This window comes from Cellulosimicrobium sp. KWT-B (assembly GCF_002127155.1).
Taxonomy (GTDB): Bacteria; Actinomycetota; Actinomycetes; order Actinomycetales; family Cellulomonadaceae; genus Cellulosimicrobium; species Cellulosimicrobium funkei.
The window spans coordinates 538,799-551,765 of the sequence record NZ_NEDO01000001.1; the positions used below are offsets into that span (position 1 = coordinate 538,799).

Sequence of the window (12,967 nt, forward strand, 5' to 3'; positions counted from 1 at the left end):
GACGAGAAGAGGAAGGGGGGCGAGCCGGTCGGGCTCAGGACGCCGCGGCGTCGACGTCGAGCGCGAGCAGCAGCCGGTCGGAGAGCTTGTACGCGCCGCGGATCACGGCGCGCAGCTCCTCGGGGAGCGTCTGGGGCGGCGTCTCGAACTGGTCGGCGTCGACCTCGAGCACGTCGCCGATCGTGTCGACGAGCAGGCTCACGGTCTCGTCGCCGACGAAGACGACGACCATCATCTGGTCCGCGTCGTGGGCCGTCATGCCGAGGCGACGCCGCAGGTCGACGGAGAGCACGACCTGCCCGCGGAGGTTGACGAGGCCCCCGACGTCGTCGGGCGCGAGCGGAACGCGCGTCCGGGCGCGGCCCGGCAGCACCTCCTGGACGCGGTCGACGGGGATCCCGCAGAGCCGGTCGGCCAGCGTGAACGTCACGAGCTGCTGCGTGGTCATCGGGCACCTGCCAGCGACAGGTCGTTCTCGGCCGTCGCGTCGTCGAAGGGGTCGAGGTCGTCGTAGAAGCCGGGGTCTGCCGCCTGGACGGCGCTGCGGACGTCGAGCAGCTCCGTCACGCGGTCCTTGAGCACGGTCGACCCGGTGAGCCCGTGGCCGTCGATGTCGCTGCGCCGACGCGCGTCGTCCTCGACGATGTCGAAGATCTCCGTGACCGCCATCGCGATGCTGCGCCCCGCGCGGGTGTACACGACGATGTCGAGCTCGTCCGCGGGCGGGCCGCCCGCCGCGCCCAGGAGCTGGTCGAGCCGGACGAGCGGCAGCAGCGCGCCGCGGTACTGGAGCACCTCGCGCGAGCCGACCTGCTCGATCGTGGCGGCGCGGATCCGTTCGAGCCGCGTCACCGCGGAGAGCGGGATCGCCACGCGGCGGTCGCCCGCCCCGACGACGAGCATCTGCTCGACGGTCGTGGCGCTCTCCGTCGTGTCCTGCGCGTACGCGCGGGCCATGTCCGCGGCGTCGGACGTGAGCACCTTGCGGGCGATCGCCTGGAGGTCGAGGATGAGCGCCACCCCGCCGTCGCCGAGCACCGTCGCCCCGGAGTACATGCCGATCTGCTTGAGCCGGTTCGCGAGCGCCTTGACGACGATCTCCTCCATGTTGAGGACGCGGTCGACGATCACGCCGAAGCGCTGGTCGTCGGCCTCGACGACCGCGATGACGCGGCCCTCGGACTCCGGGTCGAGCCCGAGCACCTCGGAGAGCGACAGCAGCGGGAGCAGCGTGCCCCGCAGCCGGAAGACGGGGGCGGTGCCGACGTGCTCGATCTCGCCGTGCTGGTCGCCGAGGGCGACGAGCTCGAGGAGGCTGACCTGCGGGATCGCGTAGACCGCGCCGCAGCACATCACCGTGAGGGCGGGCATGATCGCGAGCGTCAGCGGGATCCGCATGCGCCACGTCGTGCCGGTCCCGACCGTCGACTCGACGTCGACCGAGCCGCCGATGGCCTCGATGTTCGTGCGGACGACGTCCATCCCGACGCCGCGCCCGGACACGTTCGTGACCTTCGCCGCCGTCGAGAAGCCGGGCAGGAACAGCAGGTCGAGCAGCTCGGACGGGGCCATCGCGGCGACGTCGCCCGCCGTCCGCAGCCCCTTGGTCACGGCGGTGCGGCCGACCTTCTCGGGGTCGATGCCCGCGCCGTCGTCCGTGATCTCCACGACGACCTGGCCGTTCGAGTGGTACGCGCGCAGCGTCACGAGCCCCTGGGGCCGCTTGCCGGCGCGGCGCCGGTCCTCGGGCGCCTCGATCCCGTGGTCGACGGCGTTGCGCACCAGGTGCGTCAGCGGGTCCTTGACCGCCTCGAGCAGGGAGCGGTCGAGCTCGGTGTCGCCGCCCGTCATCTCGATCCGGACGTCGCGACCCAGCATCTTCGCGAGGTCGCGCACGACGCGCGGCATCTTGGACCACACGTGCTCGATCGGCTGCATGCGCGTCTTCATGACGCCCTCCTGCAGCTCGGACGCGATGAGGCTGAGGCGCTGCGCGGACCGCTTGGTCTCCTGGTCCTCGCCGGCGCCGGCGATCCGGTCGATCTGGTTGCGCACCAGCACGAGCTCGCCGACCTGCCGCATGAGCGTGTCCAGGAGGTCGACGTCCACCCGGATCGAGCCGTCCGCGGCGTTGCGGGTGTGCGGCTCGGGCTCGGGTGGCGGCTCGGGCGCGGGCGCCGGTCCGACGGCGGGTGCGGGCGCCGGCTCGGCAGCGAGCACCGGGACGGTCCGGGGCGTGGGAACCGGCTCGGGTACGGGCGCCGGCTCGGGTGCCGTGCCCGCCGCGGGCGTGGGCTCCGGCTCCGGCTCCGCCTCCGACTCGGGTGCAGGCTCGGGGTCGGTCTCGGGCGCGGTGCCGGCCGCGGCGTCGGGCGAGGTACCGCCCGCGACGGCGGTCGCGAGGTCCGGCTCCGGCGCCGCCGTGCCGTCCTGGACCGCGACGATGCGCGCGACCATCGGGTCGACGTCGAGGTCGTCCCCGGCACCGGACTCGACCTTCGCGAGGATGGCGCGCAGCGTGTCGACGAGCGCGAGCAGCACGTCCGCCGTCGGCTGGTCCATCGCCCGCTCGCCGTCGCGCAGCTCCGACAGGAGCGACTCGCCCACGTGGGACACGCGCTCGAGGTTGCCGAACCCGAGGAAGCCGCTCGTGCCTTTGATGGTGTGCACGGTGCGGAAGATGCTGCTCAGCAGCGCGCGCGACGACGGGTCGCTCTCGAGCGCCACGAGGTCCTGGTCGAGCTGGTCGAGGTTCTCGTAGGACTCGACCAGGAACTCGTGGACGATCTCGTCCATCTCGTCCACGTCCGTACCTCCCCGCCATGTCTGGCGTGTGTCTGTCTCGTCGCCGGTGTCCGGCGTGCGGCCCGGGTACCCCCGCGGGTGCCCGGGTGGCCGACCCGTTCGGCACGGGCGGTCACGGCGTACTCTCGGTACGCGCTGCCGCCTCGTGGGGTGCGGGTCGTCCGGGGTCGTGTCAGGCGGTGGCCTTCTGCGCGGCGCGGTTCACGAGGCCTGCGGCCTCCGGGCGCGTCATGCCCTGCAGGACGAGCTCCTCGACCAGCGAGGCGATGAGCTCGTGCACGTCGCGCGGGTTGAGCGGCGAGCCGGACCGGCGCCGGGCGAGCTCCTTGTTCAGCGGGGCGCAGCGTTCGGCGATGGTCGTGCGCGGGCGTGCCGGGACGGCGGCCATGGGGTCTCCTCTCGGTGCCTCGCGGGCGAGGCGCGTCGGTGGTCGTGAGGTCCTATGCGACGAGCGAGCGCTTCTGGCCACCCGTGCGGGCCGCGGCCACCAGGTCCGCCAGCGCGCGGCGCACGGCGAGCGGCGTCGCGCCCAGCGGGGCGCCGGGCAGCGCCGCGGCCGTCGTGAGGGCGGCGAGGTAGCGCGCCGCGTCGCGCGTCGTCTCGCTGGTCCCGCGCTCGGGGTCCCACGCGGAGCGCGCCTCGTGCTCGTGCTCGAGGAAGACGGCGGTGAGCTCGGCGACCCAGACCGCGTCCACGCCGCAGCCCGCGACGGCCTGCTTGACGGCGACGCGGGTGCGGGAGACGGCGGGCCGGCCGGGGCGCGCGCGGTCGGCGAGCGCGTCGCGGACGAGCAGCTCCGCGATCCGCGCGCCGTACTCGTGGTCGGCGACGGTCTGCAGCCGGTCGCGGTCGAACGCGGCCCAGAGCCGGCCGAGCAGGACCGCGCGGCGCTCGTCGGTCGGGGCGAGGAGCCCGACGACGGACCGCAGCGCGAGGTTCTCGTCCTCCTCGACCCACCCGAGCATCCGGGCGCGCACGTCCGGGTCGAGCGGGCGGTCGAGCTCGGGCAGGTCGAACGCCTCGCGGATCGCGCCCGCGTCGATCTGCGTGCGGAGCACGCCGCGCTGCCGTGCGGCCGCGCTCACGTGCGTCTCGTAGAGCTGCTCGAGCTGCGCGGAGCGCCCCGCGTCGACGACGTCGGTCGCGGGGTCGGGGACGACCGGCAGCTCGTGCAGGAGGCCGGCGAGCCGGCCCTCGTCGTCGACCGTGCCCTCCAGCAGGTCGGTCGACACGATCTGCCCCACCCGGCGCGCGCTGCGCACGGTGCGCAGGAGCGTGCGGTGCATGAGCGTGTAGTCGCCGAGCGCCTGGCGGATGGAGCCGGCCGCGCTCGCGCCGTCGGCGAACACCTCGAGGTCGAAGAACTTGGTGCCGTTGCGTCCCGTCGAGTCGCCGGTCGCGCCGTCGGCGCTCGGGAGGTCGAGGAGCTTGCGGGTGTAGAAGTCGACGGCCGCCTCGACCATGTCGTCGTGCAGGAACCGCGCGACGTCGTGCCGGTGGCAGTACCGCAGCGTCTCGGACGGGATGATCCCGGTCCGGAAGACGGCCTCGAAGACCGCCATGCGGGCCTCGCGCTCGGGGAGCGCACCGGCGCGCACGCGCAGCGCGAGGTCGGTGGTGAGGCGGTCGAGCTCGTCGCTCGCGCGGTCGTGGGTGCGGGGGGCGGGGACGTCGGTGGCGACGGTCGAGGTGTGCATGGCGAGGGTGTGTGCGGCGCCCGCGCGAAAATCGGCCGCTCGCAGCCCCGCAGCGCTGTGATGTCCGTCACACCATGGCGGGCGGCGGGCGAGGTGGCCCGCGCAGGTTGGCGCACGCCCCCGCCGCATAGGCGTGGAGACCACCACGACGAGAGGACCCCTGTGGAGCACAGACGCCGGACGTTCGACGCCGGACCGGGAGCGGGCCTCCTGCTCCCTTCCTCCGCGATCGAGACGGTGGCCCGCCTGCACCGCTGGCAGGCGTTCGCCGGCCTGGCCGACGGCGAGGTGCTGCTCTCGCCCCTGTCCGCGTCACCGCTCCCCCTGCCGTGGACCGTGCCCGCGGGCCGGCGGCGGTGGGCCACCGTGCGTCCCGAGGCGATGTGGCACCCGCTCCTGTGGCTGCCCGAGCGCCTGAGCACGCCGCGGGTCCTGCGCGACCCGGTGACGGGCGAGACGTGGGGCGAGACGTACGACGAGTGGGCGCTGCGCGTCGTGCTCGAGCTCACCGAGGCGGGCCCGGTGACGCTCGACGGGCAGGAGTGGGTCCTGCTGCACGACCCGGCGCACGACCGGTTCGTGCGCCCCGCCGGGCCCGAGGACCACGACCTCGTCCCGCTGTTCGACGTGACGACCGGGACGTGGCTCGACGTGCTGTCGACCGTGGGGCTCGACGTCGACGACCGCGCGCACGTCGCCCGGGTCGAGGCGTGGCTCGCCGGCGCGGCCGACGCCGCGCTCGACGCGGTGGACCTCGACCGGCACCTGCAGGCCGAGGGGCGCGACCCGGCGTGGTCGCTCGACCGGGTGCACCGGCCCCTCGCCGGGCCGGGCGAGTCCCGGACCTACGTCGAGGACCTGCGCGACGCGTCGTCGGCCCTCGTGGCCCGCGAGCTCGGCGAGCGCGCCGCCCGCCTGGGGCGCGGCCGGGCGACCGCGCGCGAGCTCGGCCGGCAGGTCGGCACGCTCGCGCGCATCGCGTCGACGCTGCTCTCCCCGCGCGAGCTCGTCGCCGAGGACCTCGGGCTCGCGCTGTCGCTCGTCACCGCGAGCGCCGAGCGGGCGACGACGAGGCGGGCCGCGCTCGACGCCGTCGCGGACCTGCGCATGGTGCTCGGCCCGGTCGCGCAGGCGGCGGCCGTCGGGCTCGACCGCGTCGCGCTGCGGTCGGAGATCGAGACGGCGCAGGTGCACCGGCAGGTCGCGGCGCTCTCGGGCCGGCCGGTCGCCTGAGGCGCGCTCGCCCGGCGCCCGGTCAGGCGTCCCGCGGGGCGTGCTTCGCGAGGAACGCGTAGACCTCCGTCGCGTCGACGCCGGGGAACGCGCCGCTCGGGAGCGCGGAGAGCACGTGCTGGTGCATGCGCGCGCTGGGCCACGACGCGTCCTCCCAGCGCGCGGCCGCGTCCGCGGCCGGGCGGCGGCAGCACGACTCGTCCGGGCACGACGACTGCCGCCGCACCGTCGTGTCCCGGCCGCGGAACCACTTCGCCGAGGCGAACGGCACCCCGACGGCGATGGAGAACTGGCCGGACGTCGTCGTGCCGGTCTGCGTGGAGCACCAGAACGTGCCCGCGGGCGTGTCGGTGTACTGGTACGACTCCTGCGCGCGGTCGCGGCGCGTGAACGCCTCGCGGGCGGCCCACTTGCGGCACACCATCTGGCCCTCGATCGAGCCCGTGACGTCGGCGGGCAGGGGCAGGCCGTCGTTCTCGTAGCCGCGGAACAGGGCGCCGTCGTCGCCGACGCGCAGGAAGTGCAGCGGGATGCCGAGGTGGACGGTCGCGAGGTTCGTGAAGCGCTGCGCGGCGGCCTCGTGGGTCACGCCGAACGCGTCGCGCAGGTCCTCCACGGCGAGGTCCTTCTCGCGCTTGCGCCGCTCCAGGAAGTCGACGGCCGCGCTCTGCGGGATGAGGCAGCACGCCGCGAAGTACGTGATCTCGACGCGCTGGCGCAGGAACTCGGCGTACGAGCGCGGCCGCTCGTGCCCGAGCACGCGGTGCGCGATGGCCTGGAGCGCGAGCGAGCGCAGCCCGTGGCCGCCGGGGATCGACGCGGGCGGCAGGTAGATGCGCCCGTTCTCCAGGTCCGTGACGGTGCGTGTCGAGTGCGGCAGGTCGTCGACGTGCCAGATGGTGAAGCCGAGCTGCTCGGCCATGCGCGCGACGGTGCGGTGGGTGAGCGCGCCGACGGTGTACCCGGCCTTGCGCGTCATCTCCTCGGCGAGCGCCTCGATCTCCGGGTAGTAGTTGTCGCGCGCCTGGCGCTCGAGGCGCAGCTCGGTGTTGGCGCGGCGCGCCTCCTCGGGGGTCGCGACGGCCTCGGTCGCGCGGCGCTGGAGCTCGGCGTGCAGGCCCACGAGGTTCTCGAGCACCGGCAGGGGCAGCTTCTGGCTCGCCTTCACGGCGGGCAGCCCGAGGCCCGCGAACAGGGGGCCGCGCTGGGCGCGGTCGAGCGCGATCTCCAGCGCGGCGCGGCGCGACGGCGGCTCGTCCGTGAGCAGGTCCGCGACCGGGACGTCGAGCGCCTGGGCGAGCTGCTGGAGGAGCGACAGCCGCGGCTCGCGGCGCCCGTTCTCGATCATCGACAGCAGGCTCGGCGCGGTGCCCACGGCCTCCCCGAGCGCGTCAAGGGTGAGGCCGCGCGCCGTGCGGAAGTGCCGCACGCGCCGGCCGAGCGTGATGAGGTCCGCCTGGGCCGTGGGCTGAGGCTCGGGACGGTCCCCCGGGCGGCTGGACGACGTCGTGCTGGCCATGGCTTGACAATACGTCAAGATCAACGAATCTTCACAGCGTTCTGGGGCGAAATCCACGCCAGTTCCGCGTGAGGCTGGAGGCACAGCACCGCCCACCCGCCGAGCGAGGAGAACCCATGACCACCGCCGCAGGCCCCCGCCAGACCCGCCGCACCCGCCAGGCCGCGCTGCTCGACGACGTCGAGACCGACCTCGCCGGGCTGTCGACGGACCGGTCGCCGGGGCAGCGAGGCGGCACGGCCGACCCTCGTCCGCGCGACACGCGCGCCTGGGTGCGGGAGATCGCGACCCTCACCGAGCCGGACGCGATCGTCTGGTGCGACGGCTCCGCGGCGGAGAAGCAGCGCCTGACCGACCTCCTCGTGGACGCCGGGACGCTCCTGCCCCTCGACCCGGAGCTGCGCCCCGGGAGCTACCTCGCGCGCTCCGACCCGAGCGACGTCGCGCGCGTCGAGTCGCGCACGTTCATCTGCTCGCGCGAGGAGGTCGACGCCGGCCCGACCAACAACTGGCGCGAGCCGGACGCCATGCGCGCCGAGCTCCGCGGCGTGTTCGAGGGCTCGATGCGCGGCCGCACGATGTACGTCGTGCCGTTCTCGATGGGCCCGGTGGGCGGCCCCCTCTCCCAGGTCGGCATCCAGGTCACCGACTCGCCGTACGTCGTCGTCAGCATGGGGATCATGACGCGCGTCGGGACGGCCGTCATGGACCTCATCGACGCCGGTGCCGCGTTCGTGCCCGCCGTGCACTCGGTGGGCGCGCCCCTCGTGGACGACACCGGGGCGGTCTCCGAGGACGTGCCGTGGCCGTGCAACGACACGAAGTACATCGTCCACTTCCCCGAGACGCGCGAGATCTGGTCGTACGGCTCCGGGTACGGCGGCAACGCACTCCTCGGCAAGAAGTGCTTCGCGCTGCGCATCGCGTCCGCGATGGCGCGCGACGAGGGCTGGCTCGCCGAGCACATGCTGCTCATCCGCGCGACGTCGCCCGAGGGCCGGGCCTACCACCTCGCCGCGGCCTTCCCGTCCGCGTGCGGCAAGACCAACCTCGCGATGCTGCGACCGACGATCCCCGGCTGGACCGTCGAGACCATCGGCGACGACATCGCGTGGCTGCGGCCCGGCCCCGACGGCCGCCTGCGCGCGATCAACCCCGAGGCCGGCTTCTTCGGCGTCGCGCCCGGCACCGGCGTCGAGACCAACCCCGCCGCCGTCGAGACGTTCGCGCGCGACACGATCTTCACGAACGTCGCGCTCACCGACGACGGCGACGTCTGGTGGGAGGGCCTGACCCCCGAGCCGCCCGCGCACCTGATCGACTGGACCGGCCAGGACTGGACGCCCGACGCCGGCCGCCCCGCCGCGCACCCGAACTCGCGGTTCACCGTCTCCGCGGCGCAGTGCCCGACGATCGCCGACTCCTGGGAGGACCCCGACGGCGTCCCGATCGACGCGATCGTGTTCGGCGGGCGCCGCGCGACCAACGTCCCGCTCGTCGCGCAGGCGTACGGCTGGGAGCACGGCGTCTTCATGGGCGCCACCATCTCCTCCGAGCAGACCGCCGCCGCCGAGGGCACCGTCGGCGCGCTGCGTCGCGATCCGTTCGCGATGCTGCCCTTCTGCGGCTACAACATGGCCGACCACTGGGCGCACTGGCTCCGCGTCGGAGCCTCCCTCGACCCCGAGAAGCGCCCCAAGATCTTCCAGGTCAACTGGTTCCGCAAGGACGCCGACGGCCGGTTCCTCTGGCCCGGGTTCGGCGAGAACGCGCGCGTCGTCGCGTGGATCGCGGCACAGGTCGACCGCTCGCGCGGCGTCCGGACCGACAGCGGCGCCGTGAAGAGCCCCGTCGGCCTGCTCCCCGCGCCCGGCGCGCTCGAGCTCGGCGGCCTCGACCTGGACGACGCCGACCTCGACGCCCTGTTCGACGTCTCGCCCGAGCAGTGGCTCGCCGAGGCCGAGCTGACCGCCGAGTTCTTCGACACCTTCGGCAACCGCGTGCCCGACGAGCTCTGGGCGCAGCTCGCGCGCCTGCGGGACAGGCTGGGGGCCTGACGCCGAGCGCCGCCGCACGCACCCGACGTCCCCGGGTGCGTGCGGTGGCGCTCGCTCGCACCATGAAGTGGTCGGCTCCAGCAGACGGGCCCCCTCCCTGCTGCGGCTCCGACCGAAGGACTCCCCATGATCAGCACGGACCAGATCGAGCGACTGCTCGCCGGAGGAACCGTCGTCACGGAGGACGGCGAGAAGATCGGCAAGGTCGGCCAGGTGTTCGTCGACGACCGCACCGGCGAGCCCGACTGGGTCACGGTGAAGACCGGCCTGTTCGGCACCGGCGAGTCGTTCGTCCCGCTCGCCGAGGCCGACGTCCAGGGGGACGAGATCCGCGTCCCCTTCGGCAAGGATCGCGTCAAGGGTGCCCCGCGGGTGGACGACGCAGGGGGCCACCTCTCCCACGAGGAGGAGGACGCGCTCTACCGCTACTACGGGCGCGACACCTCCGACGCGGCGCGCGGGGGCGGCGAGCGTGACAGCGAGCGGCCCGGCCCGGACGACCGGTCCGCGCAGGACGTCGGGGCCAGGGGTGACGATCCGGACGATGGCGCCGCCGACGAGGGCGACGTCGTCGGCAGGCACGCCGCCGGGCCGGCGGACGACCTCGCTGCCTTCCCGGCGGACCCGGCCCCCACCGGCGAGCAGGCGCCCACGAGGATGCGGCTTCGCCGGTACGTCGTCACCGAGTACGTCGAGGAGACGGCGCCGGACGAGGAGGGGCCGGACGACGCCCGTCGCGAGACCTCCGGAGAGGACGGTCAGTCATGAGCACCAGCTACGGGTCGACCCGGCCCGAGAACGACCCTCCGGCACGCGAGCCCGGCGGGTCCGCCGACCGTGCTGCCGACCCCGCGACGGGCGGTGTCGCACCCGACCGGGAGGCCGTCGTCGCCCGGGAGAAGGAGCAGTACGGCGGCATCAAGATCGGTTCCGCCTTCTTCGGGTGGCTCACCGCCACCGGGACGGCCGTCCTGCTCACCGCGCTGGCCGCCGCCGCGGGGGCGGCCTTCGGCCTGTCCGGGACCACGGACGCGCAGGACGCCGTCGAGCAGGCGACCGAGAACGCGGAGACCATCGGCATCGTCGGCGGCATCGTGCTCGTCGTCGTCCTGTTCGTCGCCTACTACTGCGGTGGCTACGTCGCGGGCCGCATGGCGCGCTTCGACGGCGCCAAGCAAGGCCTCGCGGTGTGGCTCTGGGCGGTCGTCATCGCGATCGTGCTGGCGCTGCTGGGGCTGGTGGCGGGCAGCCAGTACAACGTGCTGTCGCAGCTCAACACGTTCCCGCAGATCCCGGTGAGCGCGAACGACCTCACGACCGGCGGCGTCATCGCGCTCGTCGCCGCCGCCGTCGTGAGCCTCGTGGGCGCCGTTCTCGGCGGTATCGCGGGGATGCGGTTCCACCGCAAGGTGGACCGCGCGGGCATGGGCGGATGACCGCTCAGTAGGCCGTGCCCATGAGCTCGCGGACCTCGGCGAGGGTGCGGTCCGCGGTCGCGTTGGCGCGGGCGTTGCCCTCGCGCAGCACGTCGAGCGGGTCGGGCCCGTCCCCCGCGGCGAGGGCACGACGGCGGGCCCGCAGGGGACGCAGGTGCTCGACGAGCGCCTCGGTCACCACCTGCTTGAGGCGGCCCGCCCCGGCGGCACCGACCTCGTCGGCGAGCGTCTCGGGCGTCGTCCCGGCGGCGAACGCACCCAGCGTGAGGAGGTTCGCGACCTCGGGCCGGCGCTCGGGCTCGTAGGTGACGTGCCGCTCGGAGTCGGTGCGGTGGCGGCGGACGAAACGCGCGGTGGCGTCCTCGTCGTCGCGCAGCTCGAGCGCGTTGCCCGCGGACTTGCTCATCTTGCGCCCGTCGGTGCCGAGCACGGTGGGCGCGGGGGCGAGCAGGACGTCGGGCTCGGGGAAGTAGGGCTGCGCGGCGGCGTAGCGCTGGTTGAAGCGTCGTGCGACGGTGCGCGTGAGCTCGACGTGCGGGAGCTGGTCCTGCCCGCCGGGCACGAGGTTGCCGTGGCAGAAACAGGATGTCGGCGGCCTGGTGCACCGGGTAGGTGAACAGCAGGCCGCTCATGGGGCGGCCCTGCCGTGCGGCGGCCGCGACGGCCTCGGCCTTGACGGTCGGGTTCCGCTCGATCTCGGCGGTCGTCACGAGGCTGAGGAACGGCAGCAGGAGCTGGTTGAGCGCGGGGACCGCGGAGTGCGCGAAGACCGTCGTGCGGGCGGGGTCGATCCCGGCCGCGAGGTAGTCGAGGACGACCTCGCGCACGGTGGCGCGCAGGTCCCCGGCGTGGTCGCGGTCGGTGATGACCTGGTAGTCGGCGACGACGAGCACGACCTCGACGCCGTCGTCCTGCAGCCGGACGCGGTTCGCGAGGGTGCCGAGGTAGTGCCCGAGGTGCAGCGCGCCCGTCGGGCGGTCGCCGGTGAGGACGCGGAAGCCGGACGGGTCGGTCGCGAGCCGGGCCTCGATCTGCGCGGACCGCTCGCGGGCCGCCGCGACGGACGCGGTCGACGCCGACAGCCCGGACGGCGTCGCGGACGAGAGGGCCGACGGCGCGGGGTCGAGGGTCGTGGTCATGGTGCTCTCCTTCGGTGGGGAGCCACGCACCACGCCCGGTCGAGGACCGGACCGGCCCGGACATGACGACGTCCCGGCTGCGGCGCGCAGCTCGGGACGTGGGCAGGACTGGTCACGGCTGCGGAGGCAGCCACCACCAGCTCTGCGTGATCATGCGTCCACCCTACGCCCGCCGCGCGGGGCGACGGCCCTCGGCGAGAATGGTCGGATGCCTGAGATCTCCGTCGAGAACGTCACCGGTCCCGTCGCCTACCACGCGGAGGGTCCGGTGTGGTGGCCGGGCTGGGGCGGCCTGCGGTACGTGGACATGCTTGCGGGCGACCTCCTGACGCTGCGGCCCGACGGCGGCGTCGACCGCCTCCACGTGGGCGACCACGCGGCCGTGGTGCGGCCGCGGACCGGGGGCGGGTTCGTCGTCGGGCTGGCGCGGTCGGTCGCGGTGGCGGACGGCGACGACGCCCCGGTCCGCACGATCGCGACGCTCGTCGACGACCCGGCGATCCGCCTCAACGAGGGGGCGGCGGCGCCCGACGGCGCGTTCTACGTGGGCGGCCAGGCCGAGGGCGAGCGGCCCAGCGCGCTGTACCGGGTGGAGGCCGACGGGTCCTCGCGCGTCGTGCTCGACGGCGTCGAGGTGTCGAACGGGCTCGGGTTCGCGCCGGACGGGTCGCGGGCCTACTACGTCGACTCCGCGACGCGGCGCATCGACGTGCTCGACGTCGTCCCGGCCGCGGAGGACCCGCGCGGTCTCGTGCGGCGTCGCCCGTTCGTGGAGATCGACCCCGACGACGGCATGCCGGACGGCCTCACGGTCGACGCGGAGGGCGGCGTCTGGGTGGCGCTGTGGGGCGGCGGCGCGGTCCGGCGCTACTCCCCCGACGGCACGCTCGGTGCCGTCGTGCCGCTCCCGGTGTCGCAGGTGAGCGCGTGCACGTTCGGCGGCGACGACCTCGACCGGCTGTTCGTCACGACGTCGCGCCAGGGGCTGGACGACCCCGACGCGGACGAGGCCGCGTCGGGGTCGCTGTTCGTGGCGGACCCGGGGGTCCGGGGGCTCCCGGCCCTGCCGTTCGCGGGCTGA

General features: G+C 74.6%; 10 protein-coding genes and 1 pseudogene. 5 read left to right on the plus strand and 6 right to left on the minus strand.

The genetic code is table 11. The annotated features are described in order from the left end of the window. Positions 1 to 34: 34 nt before the first annotated feature. The 4 genes from B9L22_RS02335 to B9L22_RS02350 all read right to left on the minus strand — a co-directional run bounded on the left by B9L22_RS02335 (position 35) and on the right by B9L22_RS02350 (position 4,502). Entirely contained in the window at positions 35 to 448 is a 414-nt protein-coding gene (locus tag B9L22_RS02335; protein WP_061266653.1) for a chemotaxis protein CheW, read from the minus strand. After that, positions 445 to 2,796, minus strand: coding sequence for a chemotaxis protein CheW (locus B9L22_RS02340; RefSeq protein WP_198947220.1), 2,352 nt, complete (start codon positions 2,794 to 2,796; stop codon positions 445 to 447). The genes B9L22_RS02335 and B9L22_RS02340 overlap by 4 nt, the downstream gene beginning before the upstream one ends. Positions 2,797 to 2,977: 181 nt before the next feature. Beyond that, positions 2,978 to 3,193: a hypothetical protein gene (locus B9L22_RS02345; RefSeq protein ID WP_043653789.1), complete on the minus strand. Its 216-nt coding sequence runs from the start codon at positions 3,191 to 3,193 to the stop codon at positions 2,978 to 2,980. A gap of 52 nt (positions 3,194 to 3,245) precedes the next feature. Continuing rightward, a complete protein-coding gene (locus tag B9L22_RS02350; protein WP_086149064.1) occupies positions 3,246 to 4,502 on the minus strand; it encodes a hypothetical protein in 1,257 nt (418 codons plus the stop codon). A gap of 162 nt (positions 4,503 to 4,664) precedes the next feature. On the opposite strand from B9L22_RS02350, the gene B9L22_RS02355 reads away from it, so the two are divergent. Continuing rightward, positions 4,665 to 5,735 (plus strand): hypothetical protein, encoded by a 1,071-nt coding sequence (locus B9L22_RS02355; protein WP_086149065.1) that lies wholly within the window; start codon positions 4,665 to 4,667, stop codon positions 5,733 to 5,735. A 22-nt stretch (positions 5,736 to 5,757) separates the two neighbouring features. Here the strand turns inward: B9L22_RS02355 and B9L22_RS02360 are convergent, their stop codons facing one another. After that, positions 5,758 to 7,254, minus strand: a complete 1,497-nt coding sequence (locus B9L22_RS02360; RefSeq protein WP_086149066.1) for an XRE family transcriptional regulator — start codon at positions 7,252 to 7,254, stop codon at positions 5,758 to 5,760. Between the two features lie 116 nt (positions 7,255 to 7,370). Between B9L22_RS02360 and B9L22_RS02365 the strand changes: the two genes are divergently transcribed. The 3 genes from B9L22_RS02365 to B9L22_RS02375 all read left to right on the plus strand — a co-directional run bounded on the left by B9L22_RS02365 (position 7,371) and on the right by B9L22_RS02375 (position 10,747). After that, a complete protein-coding gene (locus B9L22_RS02365; RefSeq protein WP_086149067.1) occupies positions 7,371 to 9,311 on the plus strand; it encodes a phosphoenolpyruvate carboxykinase (GTP) in 1,941 nt (646 codons plus the stop codon). Positions 9,312 to 9,437: 126 nt separating this feature from the next. After that, positions 9,438 to 10,079 (plus strand): PRC-barrel domain-containing protein, encoded by a 642-nt coding sequence (locus B9L22_RS20145; protein WP_086149068.1) that lies wholly within the window; start codon positions 9,438 to 9,440, stop codon positions 10,077 to 10,079. Next, entirely contained in the window at positions 10,076 to 10,747 is a 672-nt protein-coding gene (locus B9L22_RS02375; protein WP_086149069.1) for a hypothetical protein, read from the plus strand. The genes B9L22_RS20145 and B9L22_RS02375 overlap by 4 nt, the downstream gene beginning before the upstream one ends. Before the next feature lie 4 nt (positions 10,748 to 10,751). Here B9L22_RS02375 and trpS read toward each other — a convergent pair. Beyond that, positions 10,752 to 11,886, minus strand: a pseudogene (gene trpS, locus B9L22_RS02380) (tryptophan--tRNA ligase). 208 nt (positions 11,887 to 12,094) lie between these two features. Here trpS and B9L22_RS02385 point away from each other — a divergent pair. After that, a complete protein-coding gene (locus B9L22_RS02385) occupies positions 12,095 to 12,967 on the plus strand; it encodes an SMP-30/gluconolactonase/LRE family protein (protein ID WP_369824782.1) in 873 nt (290 codons plus the stop codon).

Excerpts from the sequence above, each read along its gene's own strand:
- B9L22_RS02335 (WP_061266653.1), bottom strand. The coding sequence starts at position 448 with ATGACCACGCAGCAGCTCGTGACGTTCACGCTGGCCGACCGGCTCTGC.
- B9L22_RS02340 (WP_198947220.1), bottom strand. The coding sequence starts at position 2,796 with ATGGACGAGATCGTCCACGAGTTCCTGGTCGAGTCCTACGAGAACCTC.
- B9L22_RS02345 (WP_043653789.1), bottom strand. The coding sequence starts at position 3,193 with ATGGCCGCCGTCCCGGCACGCCCGCGCACGACCATCGCCGAACGCTGC.
- B9L22_RS02350 (WP_086149064.1), bottom strand. The coding sequence starts at position 4,502 with ATGCACACCTCGACCGTCGCCACCGACGTCCCCGCCCCCCGCACCCAC.
- B9L22_RS02360 (WP_086149066.1), bottom strand. The coding sequence starts at position 7,254 with ATGGCCAGCACGACGTCGTCCAGCCGCCCGGGGGACCGTCCCGAGCCT.
- B9L22_RS02365 (WP_086149067.1), top strand. The coding sequence starts at position 7,371 with ATGACCACCGCCGCAGGCCCCCGCCAGACCCGCCGCACCCGCCAGGCC.
- B9L22_RS20145 (WP_086149068.1), top strand. The coding sequence starts at position 9,438 with ATGATCAGCACGGACCAGATCGAGCGACTGCTCGCCGGAGGAACCGTC.
- B9L22_RS02375 (WP_086149069.1), top strand. The coding sequence starts at position 10,076 with ATGAGCACCAGCTACGGGTCGACCCGGCCCGAGAACGACCCTCCGGCA.
- B9L22_RS02385 (WP_369824782.1), top strand. The coding sequence starts at position 12,095 with ATGCCTGAGATCTCCGTCGAGAACGTCACCGGTCCCGTCGCCTACCAC.